Here is an 18,466-nt window from a genome sequence, read left to right on the forward strand (position 1 = left end):
GCGCCGTTGTTTCTGGCCGAGGCGGGATCAGCCCTTGATTACAACCGACGGGGAAACCACGTCGATCCCCAGCGCCTTGCCGACGGCGTAGTAGGTCAACTGCCCGGCATGGACGTTCAGCCCGGCCAGCAGGTGCGGGTCGTCCTGGCAGGCCTGCCGCCAGCCTTTGTCGGCCAGAGCCAGCATGAAGGGCATGGTTGCGTTGCCCAGGGCGATGGTCGAGGTGCGGGCGACCGCGCCCGGCATGTTGGCCACGCAGTAGTGCATGATGCCGTCGACCTCGTAAATCGGGTCGGCATGGGTGGTGGGTTTCGATGTTTCGAAACACCCGCCCTGGTCGATGGCCACGTCCACTAGAACCGCGCCGGGCTTCATGGTCGACAGCTGAGCGCGGCTGATCAGTTTCGGCGCGGCCGCGCCCGGAATCAGAACCGCGCCGATCACCATGTCGGCATCGCGGATCAGCTCGGCCGTGGCGCCGGCGGTCGAGTACTGGTTCTTGAACTGGCCGCGGAACACATCGTCCAGATACCGCAGCCGCGGCAGCGAGCGGTCCAGAACCGTGACATCCGCGCCCATCCCGGCAGCGATGCGGGCCGCGTGGGTGCCGACCACCCCGCCGCCGATCACCACGACCTTGGCCGGCCCCACGCCGGGCACGCCGCCCATCAACACGCCGCGCCCGCCATTAGCCTTTTGCAGCGTCCACGCGCCGACCTGCGGGGCCAGGCGTCCGGCGACTTCGGACATCGGCGCCAGGAGAGGCAGCCCGCCATTGGCATCGGTCACGGTTTCATAGGCGATCGCGGTGCAGCCCGACGCCAACAGATCCTTGGTCTGTTCGGGGTCGGGGGCGAGGTGCAGATAGGTGAACAGCACCTGGCCTTCGCGCAGCATCTTGCGTTCGACCGCCTGGGGTTCCTTGACCTTGACGATCATCTCGGCGGTGGCGAAGACCTCGGCGGCAGTGTCCACGATGCGGGCACCGGCGGCGACATAGGCATCGTCGTCAAACCCCGACCCCAGGCCGGCGCCGCGTTCGATGATGACCTCATGCCCGCGCGCGACGGCCTCCTGCGCGGCGTTCGGGGTCATGCCGACGCGGAACTCCTGCGGTTTGATTTCTTTTGGGCAACCGATTTTCATTGGGCTCTCCGTTCACAAACTGCACAAATTATGTGCAGTTTGTGGCGCAATTTTTGTGAAACTCGATGCGCATTCGAACTAAAATGCGGGACAATATTCGATAGACTTAGACAAACTTGCAAAGAAAGTGCGCCAATGAGCCTGGATGCGACCGACCGAAAGATTCTGGCTGCTCTGCAGCGCAAGGGGCGGATGTCGAATGCGGAACTGTCCGAACAGGTCAACCTGTCGCCCTCGGCCTGTCACCGTCGGGTGCAGCGGCTGGAGGCCGACGGCTATATCCGCGACTATGTCGCCCTGCTGGACGCGCGCAAGCTGGGCGTTCCGACGACCGTGTTCGTCGAAATCACCCTGCAGGGTCAGGCGGAAGAGGTTCTGGAGGCTTTCGAGAAGGCGGTGCGGCGCATCCCCGACGTGCTGGAGTGCCACCTGATGGCAGGAACCGCCGACTATGTGCTGAAGGTCGTGGCCGAAAACACCGAGGATTTCGCGCGCATCCACCGCCAGTATCTGTCTCGGTTGCCGGGCGTGGCGCAGATGCAAAGTTCGTTCGCGTTGCGGACGGTGTTCAAGACCACGGCTTTGCCGGTCTGAGCGCGGCCGGCGGCGGTTGTATCCGCCGGGCGGTCGGGCCAAGATCGGGGTCCGGCGGTAGCGGTCGCCGCGTCATGTCCCGGTTACATGGGATGGCTAAGACCCGCAGCCACGAAAGACAAGGAGCAGCCCAATGGCCGAAGAAGAACAACAAACCCCGTTGGCCGACCAGAATGAAAACGGCCGCGACGCCGACGACGACACCCCCGACTGGCTGGAGGCCGAGCTTCAGGACACGCTGGACGAGGATATCGAGATCGAGTTCAGCGAGCCGATGCTGTCGATGGAGGTGCGCAAGATCTACCGCGAGCAGCACCCCGACATGCTGGATCGCCGGGTCTATTTCCGCAACCTGCTGCGCCTTCAGGCCGAATTGATCAAGGTACAGGACTGGGTTCAGCATACCGGCGCCAAAGTCTGCATTCTGTTCGAAGGCCGCGATGCGGCGGGCAAGGGGGGTGTGATCAAGCGAATCACCCAGCGCCTGAACCCCCGCGTCGCACGGGTCGTCGCGCTGCCGGCCCCCAGCCGGCGCGAACAGAGCCAGTGGTATTTCCAGCGCTATGTGCCGCACCTGCCGGCCGCGGGCGAGATCGTGCTGTTCGACCGGTCCTGGTACAACCGCGCCGGGGTCGAGCGGGTGATGGGCTTTGCCACCGAAGACCAGGTGGAACAGTTCTTTCAGGACGTTCCCGAATTCGAGCGGATGCTGGTCCGGTCCGGCATCATCTTGCTGAAATATTGGTTCTCGATCACCGACGAGGAACAGCAGCTGCGGTTCCTGATGCGGATCCACGACCCGATGAAGCAATGGAAACTGTCGCCGATGGACCTTGAATCGCGCATCCGCTGGGAGGACTACACCAAGGCCAAGGAGGACATGCTGTTCCGTACCAACATCCCCGAGGCGCCTTGGTACATCGTCGAAGGCAACGACAAGAAGCGCGAGCGCCTGAACTGCATGGAGCACATTCTGACCAAGATCCCGTATGAGGACGTCCCGCACGAAAAGGTCACGCTGCCCGACCGCAAATACAACCCCGAATACGAGCGCCGTGTGCTGCCCGACGAGTTGTACGTGCCCAAAATCTATTGATGGACCGCCCCGATCCGGGGCGCGCCTCTCACGGGATCAAAACAGGAAATCGCCGCGTCCGAGGTCTGCCAGAAGGATGTCTTCCAATATCATCTGGTGGCCCAGACCATCGTCGATCATCATGTCGTTGCCTGACTGAACGGCGTGGTTGTTCATCAGATCGGCATAGTTGGCGATTGCGTCGCTGCCGCGCAGATCGACAAAATCGCCGGCGCCAAAATCGATGACCCGGTCGATGCCGCTGGAAAAGACGAACTGATCCGATCCGCCACCGCCGACCAGGGTGTTAGCCCCTCCGCCGCCGACCAGCCTGTCATTGCCACTGCTTCCGACCAACCGGTCGTCTCCTGTCGCGCCGAGCAGCAGATCATTGCCCGCGCCGCCATGCAGAAGGTCATTTCCGCCGCCACCCAGCAGGCGATCGGTGCCGGCCGCGCCGACCAGCCGGTCGTTGTCGCCGTGTCCTTTGAGCACGTCATTGCCGTCGCCGCCGTTGATCCGGTCGTCGCCGAATCCGCCCGCGATCAGGTCGTTGCCGCCACGCCCGTTCAGCGTGTCCGCCCCGTTGCGCCCAATCAGGACATCGCGCCCGGATTGCCCGATCACTATGTCGTCGCCGGCACCGCCATCGATGCGTCCGGAATCTCCGGCTTGCAGAACCAGCCAGTCGTCGCCGTCGCTGCCCACCGTCCCCGCGGCGACGATCTGACGCTGTGGGTCCGTCGGGGCGGGCGGTGTTGGGGCGGTACCGGTATCCAGTTGGACAGGCGCCGCAGTGCGCGCAAAATTTTGCGTCACCATGACCGCGTCATAGTTGACGCCATTGTGCAGGTACTTGCCCAGTTCGATGCCGATTCCGACAACCGTGACATTGGGGTCCAGAATATTCGCCCTATGTCCGGGGCTGTTCATCAAGGCGGTATGCAGGTCCTGCACGTCGTCGCTCAGCCCGGGGGCTCCGCGCACGCTTTGCCATGCAATATTTTCGGTCGCGCGCCAACTGCCCGAAAACGAAAACCCGGCGCTGGCCATCCTGTCCCACGGGTCCGACCCGCCGGCGCCGGTGTGGCTGAACTGGTCCACATGCAGCATCCAGCGGCTGTGGTCTTCGGCCGCGTCATTCAGGCGCAGCTCGAGTTGGACAGGAGCAAGACCTCGACTGCTGCGTTCGGCATTGATGAGGTCCAGCATCTGCCGTTCAAGGTTGCTCGCGACTGACAAAGTTCCGTCTCCAGTGACTCGGGCCTATTCTGGCCGGACCATAGTGGCGACAATTTGACGATGGAACGCAGAAAGCCTGCTGAAATCGCCGCTGGGCAGATCACCACTCAGACATGCGCGGCAATGTGCGGCAATCTGCCTATGCGCGTTGCCCCGCTGTTGCACCGGGCATGACAAGGAATGCGGTCAGATTCGGCAATCGCAAACGACAAACCCCCGGGCAAGGCCTCGGGGGTCGTCAATAGTGTCATCCAAAGCTGGAGGAGGTTTGCTCAGAGCAGACCTTCGCGCTGGGCTTTCTTGCGTGCCAGTTTGCGGGCACGGCGGATCGCTTCAGCTTTCTCGCGCGCTTTTTTCTCGGACGGTTTCTCGAAATGCTGCCTCAGCTTCATTTCACGGAACACGCCTTCGCGCTGCAGCTTTTTCTTCAGGGCACGGAGCGCCTGATCGACATTGTTGTCGCGAACACTAACCTGCATGTGGTTGTCACCACCTTTCTAAGTTCGAGTTGCAAGGAAATTGCAGGAATTGGCCGTATAGCAAAGCGGACCTAACTTGTCTAGTACTATGCCAGACAGTTGGAGAGCCGCCATGACCGTGATCTATGAGGACGCCAAGCAGCAGTTGCTGGACGCCATCCTGACCCATGTGCCCTTTGACGGATGGTCGGACACCAGTTTTCGCGCGGCGATTGCCGACTGTGGCCTGGACGAGGGGCTGGCGCGCGCGATCTGTCCGCGCGGTGCGGTTGATCTGGCCTTGGCCTTTCACGACCGGGGCGATGCGGCGATGCTGGAACGGCTGAAATCCGAGGATCTGAGCGATCTGAAGTTTCGCGACCGGATCGCGGCGGCGGTTCGGTTCCGCCTGCAGGCGGTTCCCGACAAAGAGGCCGTGCGCCGGGGCGTGGCCCTGTTTTCCCTGCCCATGTATGCCGGTGACGGCGCCAAGGCGGTCTGGGGCACCTGTGACCTGATCTGGGATGCGCTGGGCGACACGTCCGAAGACGTGAACTGGTACACTAAACGCGCGACGCTTTCGGGGGTATATTCCTCGACCGTGCTGTTCTGGCTGGGCGATGACAGCCCCGACCATCAGCGCACATGGGAATTTCTGGACCGTCGCATCGAAAACGTGATGCAGTTCGAAAAGCTCAAGGCGCAGGTGAACAAGAACCCGCTTCTCAAGCCGTTTCTGGCCGTTCCCAACTGGCTGGCGGGCCAGGTGCGGGCTCCGATCCGGATGCGCGCCGACCTGCCGGGCATGCTGCACCCGCGCAAGTAAGCGGCTGTTCCCGCTGGGCCTTTGCCGATTTGACTGATACCAGTTGCGCAAAGGAGATTTGCCGATGACCAAGTTGATGCGCGCTGTCGAGATCACCTCGCCGGGCGGCCCGGATGTTCTGCAACTGACCGAACGCCCCATACCCGACCCCGGCCATGGTCAGGTGGTTCTGAAAGTGGCCTATGCCGGCGTCAACCGCCCTGATGCGTTGCAGCGGGCCGGGGCCTACGATCCGCCGCCGGGGGCCAGCGATCTTCCGGGGCTCGAGGCGTCGGGCGAGGTGGTCGCCATCGGCGCGGGGGTCTCGGGTCTGGCCCTGGGTGACAAGGTCTGCGCGCTGCTGCCCGGTGGCGGCTATGCCGAATATGTCGCCACGCCCGCTGCGCATTGTCTGCCGGTGCCCACCGGCATGGGCTTGAAAGAGGCCGCCTGCTTGCCCGAAACCTTCTTTACCGTTTGGTCCAACGTCTTCACCCGCGGCGGGCTCAGGGCGGGCGAGCGGTTCCTGGTGCATGGCGGCTCCAGCGGTATCGGCACCACCGCGATCCAGTTGGCCAACGCGTTCTGCGCCCGGGTCTTTGCCACCGCCGGGTCTGACGAGAAATGCGCGGCCTGCGTGGCGCTGGGAGCGGAAAAAGCGATCAACTACAAGACCGAGGATTTCGTGGCCGTCCTGCGGGCCGAGGGCGGGGCCGACCTGATCCTCGACATGGTGGGCGGCGACTATATCCCCCGCAACGTCAAGGCGCTGGCCGAGGATGGGCGGCTGGTCCAGATCGCTTTTCTGCAGGGGCCGGTGGCCGAATTGAACTTTGCCCTGATGATGGTCAAGCGTCTGACCCTGACCGGCAGCACCCTGCGCCCGCAAAGCGACCTGGCCAAGGCCCGGATCGCGCAGGACCTGCGCGAGGCGGTCTGGCCGCTGCTGGCGGCGGGCAAGGTTGCGCCGGTCATGGACAGCGAGTTCGATTTGGCCGAAGCGGCGGCTGCGCATGCGCGGATGGAAAGCTCGGGCCATATCGGCAAAATCGTTTTGAAGGTTTCGGGCTGAGGGCGGCAGCCCCGCGTGCTTCAGGCGACGGCCCGGCGGTACAGGTGCCAGGTGGCGTGACCCAGAACCGGGATCACCACGATCAGCCCCAGCATCAGCGGAAGCGCACCAAGCACCAGAAATGCGGCCACGATGCATCCCCAGGTCAAAATGACCCTGGGGTTGCGCCGCAGTACCCGGACCGAGGTGACGACGGCCACCGGCAGGCCGACCTTTCTGTCCAGAAGCAGGGGAAAGCTGACCACGCTGATGGCCAGCGCAACCAGCGCAAAGCCAAAGCCCACCAGGGTACCGGCCAGGATCATGGTCCAGCCCGCGCTTGTGGTGACGGCCTGCGTCAGGAACGGGCCCAGCGCCGTTGGCGCTTGTGGCCCCATCGTGTGCAAGAAGATCGCATGCGCCGCCGCCAGCCACACCAGCAGCAACATCACCAGGTAGAAGCCCAGCGCCAGGATCGCGCCCAGTGACGGCGAGCGGAACACGCCGAACGCGTCCAGCCAATGCACCTCGTACCCCTGTTCGCGTCGGCGGCTGATTTCGTACAGGCCAAGGGCCGCCACCGGTCCGATCAGGGCAAAGCCCGCGATCAGCGGGGCCAGCAGCGGTACCATGTCGGCCTGCATGCCAAGCCCGAACATCACCAGCCCGGCGATCGGATAGATCAGGACGATGAAGATCGCGTCGGCGCGGCCCGCCTTGAAATCCTCGTACCCGGCCTTCAGGCAGGCCCGCAGGTCCTGCAGGGTCAGCCTGCGCACCTGCGGCAGGTGCCGTGTGTCCGCGCTGCCGATGCCTGTGACGTTTTCCGCGATATGCTCGGTGGTCGCACCCAGATTGCGGGCGGCCCAACTGACTGGATTGCCGATCGTTTTTGCCATCTTGATCCCTTTCCTTGGCCCATTCGCGCCGCGGAATGCATCCGGCATCGGATTGCCCGTGGCCGGATGACCCGGCAACGCCCTATTTCAATTTACCACATTCCGGCAGTCATGCACTTCACTGTTCCGAGATCGGGTGATTGCCCTGTGGCGCAGGCATGTTAGCTTGGCAGCAGTTTTCAGGAGGTGAGCATGCAGCAATCGGCGCGTAACGTAGTCATCCATGAAACCGGCGGCCCCGAGGTTCTGAAGATCGAGGACAGGCCTCTGCGCGATCCCGGGCCGGGGGAGGTTCTGATCCGGCACCATGCCTGCGGGTTGAATTTCATCGATGTCTACCAACGTTCGGGCCTGTATCCGCTAGACCTGCCGCATGCGCTGGGCATGGAGGGCGCCGGTGTCATCGAGGCCGTGGGCGAGGGGGTAACCCATTTGCAACCCGGCCAGCGCGCGGCCTATGCCGCCATGCCGCCGGGCGCCTATTGCGAGGCGCGGGTGATGCCGGCGGCCCAAGTCTGCCCGCTGCCGGGCGGGATTTCATTCGAGACGGCGGCGGCAATGATGCTCAAGGGGTTGACGGTCGAATATCTGTTCCACCGCACCACGCCGCTCAAGCGGGGCGACACGGTCCTGTTCCACGCCGCTGCCGGGGGCGTGGGCCTGATCGCCTGTCAGTGGGCCAAGTCCGAAGGCATCAAGCTGATCGGGACCGCGGGCACCGACGACAAGTGTCGGTTGGCGATGTTCAACGGTGCGACCCATTGCATCAACTATCGCACCGAAGATTTCGAATCCCGCGTGGCCGAAATCACCGGCGGCAAAGGTGTCGATGTGGTGATGGATTCGATCGGGGCCGACACGTTCAACGGGTCGCTGAACTGCCTCAAGCCGCTGGGTATGATGATCTCGTTCGGGAATGCCTCCGGCCCGGTGCCGCTATTCGACATCGGGATTCTGGCGAAGAAAGGATCTCTGAAGATCACCCGCCCAACGCTGTTCACCCACATCGCCGACCACGCGGTTTGTCAGGCAATGGCCCGCCGGTTGTTCAACAAGGTCACCGGCGCCGAGGTCAAGATCCACATCGACCAGCGGTTTGCGCTGGATGAAGTGGCCGAGGCGCATCGCGCGCTCGAGGCGCGCAAGACCACCGGCAGCACGATCCTGCTGCCATGAAAAAGGCCCGGCGCATCTGGCCGGGCCTTTCGATTTCGGGGGAGGGGTCAGAACCGGTAGGCCGCGCGGATCTGGAACGTCGTGGCGTCCACGTCCACGCCGGTCGAATTGAAATTGTCGAATTCGTGGTACAGAATTTCGCCCGCGATCGAGACGTTCGGAACGATGATCTGTTCATAGCCTGCGCCGATGAACCAGCCGTCGTCGCTGCCCAGTGTGTCGGTACCGGCCTCGGCGTACCCGGCCACGCCGTACAGCAGGCCCTGCGGGTTAACCTTGTAGCCGGCACGGGCTTTCAGTCGCCAGACATCCTCGACCGTCGCGGCCCCCGACAGATCCACATCCGACCAGTCATAGTCGAATCCGCCGCCGACGACCCAATCGCCCAGATCATAGTCGTAGCCCAGGATGATACCGCCGATCACGCCGTCGCCATCGACCCCGGACAGGCTGGTGCCAATATCGGCATAGCCGATCTGCGCGCCGCCGTAGAAACCGGTCCAATCGCCCGAGGATTGCGCCATCGCGGTGCTGGCAGCCAAGGTCGCAACCGTAGAAAGAAGTGCCAATTTTCCCGTCATCTTCGTTCCTTTCAGTCAAATGATGTGCCGCGGCCACAGGTCGCCGGCGGTCCGTGAAATCGTATACGGCCGGTCGCCGGCCGTGGATCAATCTGGTCTGACGCTCGGGCCATATGACGCGCCCTTTTGGGCAAGAAATGTGCTGGCTTCATTGAAAATAAAAGGACCTGCGCACACGGCTTTCAAGCAACGCCCGGCGGCAGTGGCGAACTGCCGCCGGGGTGTCAGCGGATTATTGCTGCAGTTCGGCCGGATCCTTGTCGGCGATGGTGTCCCAGTTTGCGCTGGCTTTTTCGACAAAGCCGGGAATGTCGCCTTCCCAGCGTTGCTGGATGTCTTCCGACAGGTTCAGGTACAGCTTGTTGTCGACGATCTTCCAATAGGTGGGATCCCCGTCGAACTTGAAGCCCATCGCGGCCCCGAATGCGCAATAGCCGCCATAGGCCGGCAGATATGCCTCGGGGTTGGCCTCGAAGGCTGCCTTGTGTTCCTCGGTCGCGAAGCGGTACAGCGCGTCGTTGTGCAGGGCCGTGATCTTGTAGCTGCCCTTGGTCGCCTCGCCTTCGGTGAAATAGGCCACCGGGTCATAGCCCTGCATGGCCAGACCGGTCGACGAGGCGTTGATTTCGACCCCGGCCGCCAGGGCCGAGCTTGCTATTGCGACCGACAGCGCCACGCCGCCCAACAGGGATTTGATCTTGTTCATGGTTCCACCTTTCCTGATCGGGCCAGCCCGGCATGTCCACGCGCGGGTGTTCCGGCTCCGAAATTGCGTATCGTGCGCCCGGTGATCGGGTGTCACGACACCTCAGGTGGGAAAGGCGCCGATCACGTTCAAAGCAATCAAACGTGATTGGGCCGTGGACGGGCAGACGGCGCTAGGATTTGCCGATCTTGGGTTCGGTTCCGGCCTTGATGCGGGCCAGGTTTTCACGGTGCCGCCAGTAGACTAACAGCGTCAGCACCGCGCCAAGGGCAAAGGTGGCGCCGTTGGTCAGCAGGGTGATCCAGATGGTCGACAGCGCCGCCGCCGCAAGGGCACCGATGGATGAAATCCGCCAGATCATCGCCGCCACCAGCCAGGTCAGGCAGCAAGCAACGCCGACCCGCCAGTCCAGCGCCAACCAAAGACCCAGAAAGGTGGCCACACCCTTGCCGCCCTTGAAGCCGAGCCAGACCGGGTAGCAATGGCCGACAAAAGCCGACAGCGCCGCGATCTGCGCTGCGTCCTCGCCAGCCAGCGCCCGAGCCAGAAGAACCGCCAGCGCGCCCTTGCCCGCATCGAACAGCAGGGTCAGCGCGGCCGCCGCTTTGTTCCCGGTGCGCAGAACATTCGTGGCGCCGATATTGCCCGATCCGATCTTGCGCAGGTTGCCCAACCCCATCAGGCGCGCGACAAGCATACCGAAGGGGATGGACCCCATCAGGTATCCGATCGCGGCCCAGATGATCAGTTGGGTCGTCGTGCTGTCGAGAGGGGGCATCAGGGTCTCCGGTAGATTTCTTTGCCTGCAACGTAGGTTGCGGTGACCTTACCCTGCATCCGCTGCCCGTCAAACGGCGTGTTCTGCGATTTCGATTTCAGCGTGAACCGGTCCAGCACGAAGGGCACATCCGGGTTAAACAGCACCAGATCGGCCGGGGCGCCCGCGCTCAGGCGGCCGCAGTCCAGCCCCAGTCGTTTCGCCGGGTTCAGCGCCATGGCCCGGAACAGGGTCGGAAGGTCCAGTTGATCGGCATGATACAGGCGCAGCGCAGCCGGCAGCAGGGTTTCCAACGCCACCGCGCCCGAGGCCGCCTCTTCGAACGGCAACCGTTTGCTTTCTTCGTCCTGCGGCGTGTGCATCGAACTGATCGTGTCGATCAGGCCGGAGCGCACGGCCTCGATCACCGCCTGCCGGTCATCCTCGGAGCGCAGCGGCGGCTTGACCTTGAAGAAGGTGCGATAGTCCGCCACGTCCAGTTCGTTCAGTGTCAGGTGATGGATCGAGGTGCCGGCGGTGATGTCCAGCCCGTTGCGCTTGGCCCGCTCCAGCGCGGGCAGGGCGCGGGCCGTGGTGATCTGATCGGCGTGATAGGCGGCGCCGGTCATTTCCAGCAAGGCGATGTCGCGGTCCAGCCCCATGCGTTCGGCCATAGGCGAAACGGCTGGCAGACCGCGCAAGGCGGCGAACTTGCCGCTGGTGGCGGCGGCCCCGTGGCTCAGGCCAGGGTCCTGCGGGTGGGCGATGACCAGCGCGCCGCAGGCCCGGGCATAGGTCAGCGCGCGGGAAAACACCTTGGTATCGGCCACCACATGGTCGCAGTCGGTAAAGGCCACCGCACCCGCATCCATCAGAAACCCGATCTCGGTCATTTCGCGCCCGTCGCGGCCCTTGGTCAGGGCGGCCATGGGCAGCACGTTCACGGGCGTGTCAGCCTGGGCGCGGCGGGTGACGAATTCGAGCGTTTCCGGCGTGTCGATCGCAGGCAGGGTGTCGGGTCGGGTGACCATTGTGGTCACGCCACCGGCCGCGGCGGCAAGGCCCGCGGATTTGTAGCTTTCCTTGTGTCGCTCGCCCGGCTCGCAGACCTTGACGCCGATATCGACGATTCCGGGGGCCAGACACTGGCCGCCGCAATCGATCATCTGCGCGTCCGCTGCGGGCGCCGAACCGCCCCCGCTGACCACGATCCGTCCATCGGCCACGTGCAGCCAGCCCAGCGCGTCGGTTCCGGCTTCGGGGTCGATAAGGCGGGCGTTGGTGAAGATCAGGTTGGTCATGCCATTGCCCTTTCAATCGCGGCTTTGGTGGCGGCCGGGTCGGTCTGGTACTTGATCAGGTGCTTGTCGCCGCCCTTGGTGACGATCTGCACGAAGCTGCCCATGATATTCACGGCCGCGATCTGCTTCAGCGGCACGCTGCGTCCGCCGGGGCCGGTCAGGGTGGTGTTGGTCATCTGCCAGTTGGTCGCCAGTTCCTCCGACGCCAGGTACCACGCCCGGACGCCCACCGCCGCCAGACCGGCCGGGGCGCCGGTCCAGACATAGGGATTGCCGATCAGCCACAGCACGAACATCGCGCCCGCCATCGCGCCCGCGGCCAGCCAGGCGTTGGTGCGGACATAGGCGCCCTTGTCCGGCGCAAAGATCACAGGATCAGCCACAGAGCACCTCCGATGACCAGCAGTATGATCAGGGCAAGTATGGCCGATCCCGTCCGGCGGGGTTGCTCGCTCGAAACCGGGTCCGGCGCGGCCGAGTACGGTCTCGCGCTTTCGGTCGCGATAGTGCCGCCGGTCCAGTTCGTGGCCTCTTCGGTGTAAAGGCCGATCAGGCGCAGGCGCGGGTCGGGGTCCAATGTGGCCGCGCGCCCACCCAGAGCGGCGCTGCGCAGCACCAGAACCCAGCCGTCGACCGGCTCCAGCTTGGCCCGGTCCAGCTGGTCCTCGGAGACGCCGCAGCCCTCGCTGAGATAGCCGTAGAGGCCCAGATCCTCGAGGTCGGACACCGGAAAGACGTCGATCTGCTCGGGGTCCAGCCCCGAGACCCCAAGGACCTGATCCGCCGCGCCGGGTTCGCGCAGGAACTTCGCCTCTTCGGGGCGCATGTCCAGCGCGAACAGGCGGATCACGCCGCGCTCGCCAGCGGATAGGGTCAGATCTCTCATGCCGCCTCCTTTAAGTTGCGGGCCAGCAGTTCCATCGCGGCCATGCGCACGGCGACGCCCATCTCGACCTGTTCCTGGATGACCGAGCGGTTGATGTCATCGGCCAGCGTCCCGTCGATCTCGACGCCGCGGTTCATCGGGCCGGGATGCATCACGATGGCGTCCGGCTTGGCCAGCGCCAGCTTGGCGGCGTCCAGGCCATAGCGGTGATAGTATTCCCGTTCCGACGGGATGAACCCACCATCCATCCGCTCTTTCTGAAGGCGCAGCATCATCACAACGTCCACGTCGCGCAGGCCTTCAGTCATGTCGTCATAGATCTCGGCCCCGAATTCGGCGAATTGCGCGGGCACCAGCGTCGGTGGGCCGATCAGGCGGATGCGGTTTTCCATCTTGCCCAGCAGGATCAGGTTTGACCGCGCCACGCGGGAATGGGCGACATCCCCACAGATCGCCACGTTCAACCGGTGCAGCCGCCCCTTGGCCCGGCGGATGGTCAGCGCATCCAGCAGCGCCTGCGTTGGGTGTTCGTGCCGCCCGTCACCGGCGTTCAGCACCGCGCAGTTGACCTTCTGGGCCAGCAGATCCACCGCGCCCGAATGCGGATGCCGCACCACCAGCAGGTCGGGATGCATCGCGTTCAGCGTCATCGCCGTGTCGATCAGGGTCTCGCCCTTTTTGATCGAGCTGGCCTGCATCGCCATGTTCATCACATCCGCGCCCAGACGCTTGCCCGCAAGTTCGAAACTGGCCTGCGTGCGGGTTGAGTTTTCGAAGAACATGTTGATCTGGGTCAGCCCCGCCAGAACGTCCGAGTGCTTGGCCGATTGCCGGTTTAGATCGACGTATTTTTCGGCCAGGTCCAGAATGGCGGTGATGTCGGATTGGGACAGATGCTCGATGCCAAGTAGGTGACGATGGGCGAAACGCATGGGCCGGGCTCCTGTCTGACAGTCGCGCCGCTTATAGAAAGCACAGCGCGTCGGGGCAACTGGACTCAGTCCCCATCTGGCAGTTTCTCGCATCCGCCTTCGGGCAGGCACCGCTCGCCGGGTTTGCACCACTTGCCGTATCCGCAATCGACGGCCTTTCTGGGCACGCAGCCTTGATTGGCCGAGCATTTGAACCCGGTGCGGCATTGCGATCCGGTCTCTTCGCACAGGTACCAGCCCGGGCGCGTGCAACCTCCGCCGGGCAGGCAGGTCGAGCCGGGTGCGCAGGTCCGCCCGTCGTCGCAGGGCGTTGCCGGTTTCGGTGAGGGGTCGAAGTCTGGCGAACTGCGCTCGCATTCGCGGCGCCCGTTGCAGAAGGACCCGCTGGGGCAATCCAGCCGCGAGGCGCATTTGTTCGCCCCTGCCGGTGCACATCGGGTGCCCCCGGCCACGCATTTCTCGAACGGTCCGCAGGACCGCCCGCCGCCGCAATAGGTGCCCCCGGCCTGAATGCAGAACCCGTCAAAGCTGCAGCGTTGGCCGACCGAGCAGCATTTCAGACCGCACGGGAACTGGCCCGCGCGGCATTGTCCGCGATCATCGAGAAACGACTGGGCCAAGGCCGTGCCTGTCGGCAGGACGAACAGGGCAATCAACAGGAGTTTCAGCATTCGGACCATGACAGGGCCATGGTCGGTCGGGCAACGGGTCAAGGCAAGGCCAATTCGCTTTCCCTTCTCGCAAAGCTGGTTAGATTGATGAGCATGGAATCGGCCCTTGATCCTTTTACCGCGCGCGCCCTGCTGGAATGGCAGGTCGAACTGGGTGTGACCGACGCGATCGTCGACACCCCGATCGATCGCTATGCCCTGCCGGACACGACGCCCAAGGCGCGGAAACCTGCTACGCCTCAGGCCGCGCCGCAGAAGCCGGTTGCGCTGGACCCGGTGGCCGAGGCGAAAAAGTCGGCTGCGGCCGCATCGTCTCTGGATCAACTGCGCGCGGCGATGGAGGCGTTCGCTCATTGCGACCTGAAGCGCGGCGCGCGGCACCTGGTCTTTGCCGACGGCACCGCCGGTGCGCCTGTCATGATCGTCGGCGAGGCTCCGGGCCGTGATGAGGACCGCGTGGGCAAGCCATTCGTCGGCCGCGCCGGGCAGTTGCTGGATCGGATGCTGGCCGCGATCGATATGGACCGCGCCCAAAACGTCTACATCACCAATGTCCTGCCCTGGCGCCCGCCGCAAAACAGGGACCCTCGGCCGGACGAGATTGCCATGATGCAGCCGTTTCTGGAGCGGCACGTAGCCCTGGCCAAGCCGAAGGTTCTGGTGGTGATGGGCAACATCAGCTGTCAGGCAGTACTGGGCAAACGCGGCATCACGCGGCTGCGCGGTCAGTGGGATCAGGCGCTGAACCTGCCGGTCCTGCCGATGCTGCACCCGGCCTATCTGTTGCGCCAACCCCATGCCAAGCGTCAGGCCTGGGCCGATCTGTTGGAACTGCGCGCGTTTCTGGAGGGCAATAGATGAAGATACTGGCCTTTTCCGACCTGCACTTGGCCCGCAACAGGGCGGCCGAACTGGTAGCGGCCAGCGCGGACACGGATCTGGTGATCGGGGCCGGAGATTACTGCAACGGGCGGCAAGGGCTGGATCAGGCGATGGAGATGCTGTCGGGCATCTCGGCGCCAATGGTTCTGGTGCCCGGCAATGCCGAAAGCGCCGAGGAACTGGCCCGGGCCGCGCCGGACGGCGTGCATGTGCTGCACGGGTCGGGCATGACGTTGGACGGCGTTGAACTGTTCGGGCTGGGCTACGGCGTGCCGGTCACGCCCTTCGGAGACTGGTCCTGCGATCTGACCGAGGCCGAGGCCGAAGAACTGCTGAACCGCTGCGACGGGGCCGATATCCTGATCACCCATTCGCCGCCTAAATCCTGCGGGGATGTCACATCGCAGGGACTGTCCGTCGGCTCGGTCGCGGTGCGCGATGCAATCGAACGGATTCAGCCCGAATTCAACTTTTGCGGGCATATCCACGACAGCTGGGGCGCACGCGGCAGGATCGGCCGCACGCAGGTGGCCAACCTGGGCCCCAAGGTCAACTGGTTCGAGGTCGAGACATGATTGAAGCCACCACGCTGCTGGCATTCGTTCCGGCGGCCCTGGCGCTGAACCTCACGCCCGGGGCCGACATGATGTTTTGTTTTGGGCAGGGCCTGCGTTCGGGCGCGCGCCCGGCGGTCGTGGCCAGCGCCGGGGTGTCGGCGGGTCTGATGGTGCATGTTCTGCTGGCCGGGCTGGGCCTGGGCGCAGCAGTTGCGGCGCTGCCATGGTTGTTCGACGTGATCCGCTGGATGGGCGTCGGGTATCTGCTGTATCTGGCCTGGGGCGCGATCCGCAACGGGGCGATCTTGGCCGAGACACCGGCCCGGCCCACGCGTTTCGCCTTTCGCGACGGGATGCTGGTGAACCTGACCAACCCCAAGGTGATCCTGTTCGTGCTGGCCTTCATCCCGCAATTTGTCTCGCCCGACAGCGGGTCGGTCCTGCTGCAGTTCCTGACGTTGGGCGCGATCATCGCCGTCGGCGGGCTGGTGGTAAACGGCTTGGTTGGGGCCTTTGCCGGCGGAGCCGGGCGGGTGCTGGTCTCCAGCCCGCGCGCCTCGCGCATTCTGGGCTGGGTCAGCGGCGGCGTTTTCGCGGCGCTCGCGGTGCGGCTGGCCGTCATGGAAAGGACCTGAACCCATGTCCCGCATCGACGAAACGATCGAGTTCATCCCTGTCCGCATCGCCGTTCTGACCGTGTCGGACACCCGGTCCATGGCCGAGGACCGGTCGGGCCAGACGCTGGTCGACCGGATCGAACGCGCCGGTCACATCCTGGCCGACCGCAAGATCATCCGGGACGAACGCGACCAGATCGCCGACCAGCTGCGCGCCTGGGTCGCCGACCCCCGGATCGACGTGGTCATCTCGACCGGCGGAACGGGGCTGACCGGGCGCGACGTCACGGTCGAGGCGCACCGCGATGTCTACGAAAAGGAAATCGAGGCCTTCGGAACCGTTTTCACCCTGATCTCGATGGAAAAGATCGGCACCTCGGCGGTGCAGTCGCGGGCCACGGGCGGCGTGGCGGGCGGGACCTATCTGTTCGCCTTGCCGGGCAGCCCCGGTGCCTGCAAGGATGCGTGGGACGGGATCCTCGAAAAACAGCTGGATTACCGCCACCGCCCCTGCAATTTCGTGGAAATCATGCCCAGATTGGACGAACATCTGCGACGGAAGTAGACTGGTCGTGCGTTTCAGGTAGGTTAACTGCCTTGTGGCTTGGCATTTTTTGCTGTCAGGCTACGTTCGTGTGCATGGCAGCCTGCTGCGACCGGAGTGAATGATCGATGCGATTTCTGCGGCAAAGCCTTGTCGGTATCTTTCTGGCGTCGCTGATGTTGGCGTTGCTGCTGGTGGCCGCGCAACTGATCACCGGTGCCGTGCAAGAGGTGATGACCCGCGATTCCACCCCGCCGCCCCCGCGCGAACGGGTATTCGCCGTCACCGTGCAAAAGGCCGAGGTGACGACGGCCACCCCGTATCTCGAGGCTTTCGGACAGGTCCAGAGCCGCCGCCGGCTGGAGTTGCGGGCTGCGCTTGGCGGGCGCGTGATCAGCCTGGCGGAGAATTTCGAAGAGGGCGGCGAAGTCCGCGCCGGCGAGGTTCTGGTGCAACTGGACCCCGCCGATGCCTTGGCCGCGCTGGAACGGGCGCGCTCGGATCTGCTGGATGCGCAGTTCGAACAGCGCGACGCGGAACGCGCGCTGCTTTTGGCGCAGGACGAACTGCGCGCCGCGCAGGCGCAATCCGACCTGCGCGAACGGGCCTTGCAGCGCCAGAAGGATCTGCTGGAGCGCGGGGTCGGGGCAACGGCCAGCGTCGAAGAGGCGGAACTGGCCGCCGCCTCGGCCCGCCAGACGGTTCTGTCGCGCCGGATCGCGCTGGCCCAGGCCGAGTCGCGGGTCGATCAGGCGACCACGCTGCTGGCGCGCGCCCAGATCGCCTTGGACGCGGCCGAACGCGATGTCGATGACATGACGATCCGGGCCGGGTTCGACGGCACGCTTTCGGGTGTGTCGCTGGTCGAGGGCGGGCTGGTGACCGCGAACGAAAAGCTGGCCGAACTGGTGGATCCGCAGGCGCTCGAGGTCGCGTTCCGGGTGTCCACCGCGCAATATGTGCGCCTGCTGGACGAGCGGGGCGCGCTGATCACGGCGCCGGTCACGGTCTCGCTCGAGGTGACGGGGACCGATCTGGTCGCCACCGGACGCATCAGCCGTGACAGCGGCTCGGCTGGCGAAGGCCAGACCGGGCGTTTGATCTTTGCGCGGCTGGATCAGACGACGGGGTTCAAGCCGGGCGATTTCGTCACCGTCTCGGTGCAGGAACAGCCGTTGGAAAACGTGGTGCGCCTGCCGGCCTCGGCGCTGGATGCGCAGGGCACGGTGCTTGTGCTCGAGGGCGAGGACCGCCTTGCGGTTCTACCCGTCGAGCTGGTGCGCCGACAGGGTGACGCGGTTCTGTTGCGCGGGGCGGGCCTTGCCGGGCGCGAAGTGGTGGTGGCGCGCACGCCGCTGCTAGGCGCCGGTGTCCGGGTGCGCCCCGTCCGCATCGAGGACAGCGCGGCCGCCGACCCCGACATGGTCGAGCTGAGCGATGAACAGCGCGCGCGGCTGGTGGCCCAAGTCGAGGCCAGTGAGCGTATGCCGCAAGAGGTCAAGACCCGGGTGCTGAACCAGTTGGCCGCCTCGAAGGTGCCTGCGTCACTGGTGCAGCGCCTGGAAACCCGGACGGGGGGCTAGCGC

22 protein-coding genes are annotated in these 18,466 nt (G+C 64.7%); 10 read left to right on the forward strand and 12 right to left on the reverse strand.

All coding sequences use genetic code 11. The features are described 5' to 3' along the window. Window positions 1–27 precede the first annotated feature (27 nt). Window positions 28–1,146 carry an alanine dehydrogenase gene (gene ald, locus AC2FNS_RS08205; protein ID WP_496712255.1) on the reverse strand — a complete coding sequence of 373 codons (1,119 nt, stop codon included), beginning with the start codon at window positions 1,144–1,146 and terminating at the stop codon, window positions 28–30. A 135-nt stretch (window positions 1,147–1,281) separates the two neighbouring features. Between ald and AC2FNS_RS08210 the strand changes: the two genes are divergently transcribed. Both AC2FNS_RS08210 and ppk2 read left to right on the forward strand, forming a co-directional pair. Beyond that, complete coding sequence (locus AC2FNS_RS08210; RefSeq protein ID WP_490359842.1) at window positions 1,282–1,740, forward strand: Lrp/AsnC ligand binding domain-containing protein; 459 nt, start codon at window positions 1,282–1,284, stop codon at window positions 1,738–1,740. A 133-nt stretch (window positions 1,741–1,873) separates the two neighbouring features. Next, entirely contained in the window at window positions 1,874–2,836 is a 963-nt protein-coding gene (ppk2, locus tag AC2FNS_RS08215) for a polyphosphate kinase 2 (protein WP_496681800.1), read from the forward strand. Window positions 2,837–2,872: 36 nt separating this feature from the next. Here ppk2 and AC2FNS_RS08220 read toward each other — a convergent pair whose 3' ends face one another. Continuing rightward, complete coding sequence (locus tag AC2FNS_RS08220) at window positions 2,873–4,027, reverse strand: CAP domain-containing protein (RefSeq protein WP_496803816.1); 1,155 nt, start codon at window positions 4,025–4,027, stop codon at window positions 2,873–2,875. A 302-nt stretch (window positions 4,028–4,329) separates the two neighbouring features. Next, complete coding sequence (gene rpsU / locus AC2FNS_RS08225) at window positions 4,330–4,536, reverse strand: 30S ribosomal protein S21 (protein ID WP_007818122.1); 207 nt, start codon at window positions 4,534–4,536, stop codon at window positions 4,330–4,332. Between the two features lie 112 nt (window positions 4,537–4,648). Between rpsU and AC2FNS_RS08230 the strand changes: the two genes are divergently transcribed. Then, complete coding sequence (locus AC2FNS_RS08230; RefSeq protein WP_490359840.1) at window positions 4,649–5,341, forward strand: COQ9 family protein; 693 nt, start codon at window positions 4,649–4,651, stop codon at window positions 5,339–5,341. 64 nt (window positions 5,342–5,405) lie between these two features. After that, a complete protein-coding gene (locus tag AC2FNS_RS08235) occupies window positions 5,406–6,392 on the forward strand; it encodes an NAD(P)H-quinone oxidoreductase (RefSeq protein WP_496712257.1) in 987 nt (328 codons plus the stop codon). 20 nt (window positions 6,393–6,412) lie between these two features. On the opposite strand, the gene AC2FNS_RS08240 is transcribed toward AC2FNS_RS08235, so the two are convergent. Next, window positions 6,413–7,270: a DUF2189 domain-containing protein gene (locus AC2FNS_RS08240; RefSeq protein ID WP_496712258.1), complete on the reverse strand. Its 858-nt coding sequence runs from the start codon at window positions 7,268–7,270 to the stop codon at window positions 6,413–6,415. Window positions 7,271–7,462: 192 nt separating this feature from the next. Between AC2FNS_RS08240 and AC2FNS_RS08245 the strand changes: the two genes are divergently transcribed. Further along, on the forward strand, window positions 7,463–8,446 hold the full coding sequence (locus tag AC2FNS_RS08245; RefSeq protein WP_496681786.1) for a quinone oxidoreductase family protein: 984 nt from the start codon (window positions 7,463–7,465) through the stop codon (window positions 8,444–8,446). A gap of 47 nt (window positions 8,447–8,493) precedes the next feature. On the opposite strand, the gene AC2FNS_RS08250 is transcribed toward AC2FNS_RS08245, so the two are convergent. The 8 genes from AC2FNS_RS08250 to AC2FNS_RS08285 form a co-directional block, all read right to left on the reverse strand. Then, entirely contained in the window at window positions 8,494–9,027 is a 534-nt protein-coding gene (locus AC2FNS_RS08250; RefSeq protein WP_496681785.1) for an outer membrane protein, read from the reverse strand. A gap of 232 nt (window positions 9,028–9,259) precedes the next feature. Then, the gene (locus AC2FNS_RS08255) at window positions 9,260–9,733 is read right to left on the reverse strand and encodes a YHS domain-containing (seleno)protein (RefSeq protein WP_496803817.1); all 474 of its coding nucleotides are present in this window, start codon (window positions 9,731–9,733) and stop codon (window positions 9,260–9,262) included. Between the two features lie 172 nt (window positions 9,734–9,905). Beyond that, entirely contained in the window at window positions 9,906–10,511 is a 606-nt protein-coding gene (plsY, locus tag AC2FNS_RS08260; protein ID WP_496712259.1) for a glycerol-3-phosphate 1-O-acyltransferase PlsY, read from the reverse strand. Beyond that, window positions 10,511–11,791: a dihydroorotase gene (gene pyrC / locus AC2FNS_RS08265; protein ID WP_496797580.1), complete on the reverse strand. Its 1,281-nt coding sequence runs from the start codon at window positions 11,789–11,791 to the stop codon at window positions 10,511–10,513. Before pyrC ends, plsY begins: the two co-directional genes overlap by 1 nt. Further along, entirely contained in the window at window positions 11,788–12,174 is a 387-nt protein-coding gene (locus tag AC2FNS_RS08270) for a hypothetical protein (RefSeq protein ID WP_496684328.1), read from the reverse strand. The genes pyrC and AC2FNS_RS08270 overlap by 4 nt, the downstream gene beginning before the upstream one ends. Next, window positions 12,159–12,677 (reverse strand): hypothetical protein, encoded by a 519-nt coding sequence (locus tag AC2FNS_RS08275; RefSeq protein ID WP_496712261.1) that lies wholly within the window; start codon window positions 12,675–12,677, stop codon window positions 12,159–12,161. The genes AC2FNS_RS08270 and AC2FNS_RS08275 overlap by 16 nt, the downstream gene beginning before the upstream one ends. Then, the gene (locus AC2FNS_RS08280; RefSeq protein WP_005979082.1) at window positions 12,674–13,609 is read right to left on the reverse strand and encodes an aspartate carbamoyltransferase catalytic subunit; all 936 of its coding nucleotides are present in this window, start codon (window positions 13,607–13,609) and stop codon (window positions 12,674–12,676) included. The genes AC2FNS_RS08275 and AC2FNS_RS08280 overlap by 4 nt, the downstream gene beginning before the upstream one ends. A 65-nt stretch (window positions 13,610–13,674) precedes the next feature. After that, a complete protein-coding gene (locus AC2FNS_RS08285) occupies window positions 13,675–14,280 on the reverse strand; it encodes a scavenger receptor class F, member 2 (protein WP_496712262.1) in 606 nt (201 codons plus the stop codon). Between the two features lie 93 nt (window positions 14,281–14,373). On the opposite strand from AC2FNS_RS08285, the gene AC2FNS_RS08290 reads away from it, so the two are divergent. The 5 genes from AC2FNS_RS08290 to AC2FNS_RS08310 all read left to right on the forward strand — a co-directional run bounded on the left by AC2FNS_RS08290 (window position 14,374) and on the right by AC2FNS_RS08310 (window position 18,463). Beyond that, window positions 14,374–15,141 (forward strand): uracil-DNA glycosylase, encoded by a 768-nt coding sequence (locus AC2FNS_RS08290; protein ID WP_496687649.1) that lies wholly within the window; start codon window positions 14,374–14,376, stop codon window positions 15,139–15,141. After that, on the forward strand, window positions 15,138–15,737 hold the full coding sequence (locus AC2FNS_RS08295; protein ID WP_496684340.1) for a metallophosphoesterase family protein: 600 nt from the start codon (window positions 15,138–15,140) through the stop codon (window positions 15,735–15,737). Before AC2FNS_RS08290 ends, AC2FNS_RS08295 begins: the two co-directional genes overlap by 4 nt. Next, window positions 15,734–16,354, forward strand: coding sequence for a LysE family translocator (locus tag AC2FNS_RS08300; RefSeq protein WP_496712263.1), 621 nt, complete (start codon window positions 15,734–15,736; stop codon window positions 16,352–16,354). The genes AC2FNS_RS08295 and AC2FNS_RS08300 overlap by 4 nt, the downstream gene beginning before the upstream one ends. Before the next feature lie 4 nt (window positions 16,355–16,358). Then, entirely contained in the window at window positions 16,359–16,901 is a 543-nt protein-coding gene (gene moaB, locus AC2FNS_RS08305) for a molybdenum cofactor biosynthesis protein B (protein WP_496684345.1), read from the forward strand. Window positions 16,902–17,008: 107 nt separating this feature from the next. Next, window positions 17,009–18,463 (forward strand): efflux RND transporter periplasmic adaptor subunit, encoded by a 1,455-nt coding sequence (locus tag AC2FNS_RS08310; RefSeq protein WP_496712264.1) that lies wholly within the window; start codon window positions 17,009–17,011, stop codon window positions 18,461–18,463. Window positions 18,464–18,466: the final 3 nt, after the last annotated feature.

It is taken from the genome of Ruegeria sp. BHSA191 (assembly GCF_059613325.1).

Coding starts and splice junctions, on each gene's coding strand:
- ald (WP_496712255.1), bottom strand. CDS start 1,146: ATGAAAATCGGTTGCCCAAAAGAAATCAAACCGCAGGAGTTCCGCGTC.
- pyrC (WP_496797580.1), bottom strand. CDS start 11,791: ATGACCAACCTGATCTTCACCAACGCCCGCCTTATCGACCCCGAAGCC.
- AC2FNS_RS08250 (WP_496681785.1), bottom strand. CDS start 9,027: ATGACGGGAAAATTGGCACTTCTTTCTACGGTTGCGACCTTGGCTGCC.
- ppk2 (WP_496681800.1), top strand. CDS start 1,874: ATGGCCGAAGAAGAACAACAAACCCCGTTGGCCGACCAGAATGAAAAC.
- AC2FNS_RS08210 (WP_490359842.1), top strand. CDS start 1,282: ATGAGCCTGGATGCGACCGACCGAAAGATTCTGGCTGCTCTGCAGCGC.
- AC2FNS_RS08295 (WP_496684340.1), top strand. CDS start 15,138: ATGAAGATACTGGCCTTTTCCGACCTGCACTTGGCCCGCAACAGGGCG.
- AC2FNS_RS08230 (WP_490359840.1), top strand. CDS start 4,649: ATGACCGTGATCTATGAGGACGCCAAGCAGCAGTTGCTGGACGCCATC.
- AC2FNS_RS08220 (WP_496803816.1), bottom strand. CDS start 4,027: ATGCTGGACCTCATCAATGCCGAACGCAGCAGTCGAGGTCTTGCTCCT.
- AC2FNS_RS08300 (WP_496712263.1), top strand. CDS start 15,734: ATGATTGAAGCCACCACGCTGCTGGCATTCGTTCCGGCGGCCCTGGCG.
- AC2FNS_RS08235 (WP_496712257.1), top strand. CDS start 5,406: ATGACCAAGTTGATGCGCGCTGTCGAGATCACCTCGCCGGGCGGCCCG.
- moaB (WP_496684345.1), top strand. CDS start 16,359: ATGTCCCGCATCGACGAAACGATCGAGTTCATCCCTGTCCGCATCGCC.
- AC2FNS_RS08290 (WP_496687649.1), top strand. CDS start 14,374: ATGGAATCGGCCCTTGATCCTTTTACCGCGCGCGCCCTGCTGGAATGG.
- rpsU (WP_007818122.1), bottom strand. CDS start 4,536: ATGCAGGTTAGTGTTCGCGACAACAATGTCGATCAGGCGCTCCGTGCC.
- AC2FNS_RS08280 (WP_005979082.1), bottom strand. CDS start 13,609: ATGCGTTTCGCCCATCGTCACCTACTTGGCATCGAGCATCTGTCCCAA.
- AC2FNS_RS08240 (WP_496712258.1), bottom strand. CDS start 7,270: ATGGCAAAAACGATCGGCAATCCAGTCAGTTGGGCCGCCCGCAATCTG.
- AC2FNS_RS08245 (WP_496681786.1), top strand. CDS start 7,463: ATGCAGCAATCGGCGCGTAACGTAGTCATCCATGAAACCGGCGGCCCC.
- AC2FNS_RS08275 (WP_496712261.1), bottom strand. CDS start 12,677: ATGAGAGATCTGACCCTATCCGCTGGCGAGCGCGGCGTGATCCGCCTG.
- AC2FNS_RS08255 (WP_496803817.1), bottom strand. CDS start 9,733: ATGAACAAGATCAAATCCCTGTTGGGCGGCGTGGCGCTGTCGGTCGCA.
- AC2FNS_RS08285 (WP_496712262.1), bottom strand. CDS start 14,280: ATGCTGAAACTCCTGTTGATTGCCCTGTTCGTCCTGCCGACAGGCACG.
- plsY (WP_496712259.1), bottom strand. CDS start 10,511: ATGCCCCCTCTCGACAGCACGACGACCCAACTGATCATCTGGGCCGCG.
- AC2FNS_RS08310 (WP_496712264.1), top strand. CDS start 17,009: ATGCGATTTCTGCGGCAAAGCCTTGTCGGTATCTTTCTGGCGTCGCTG.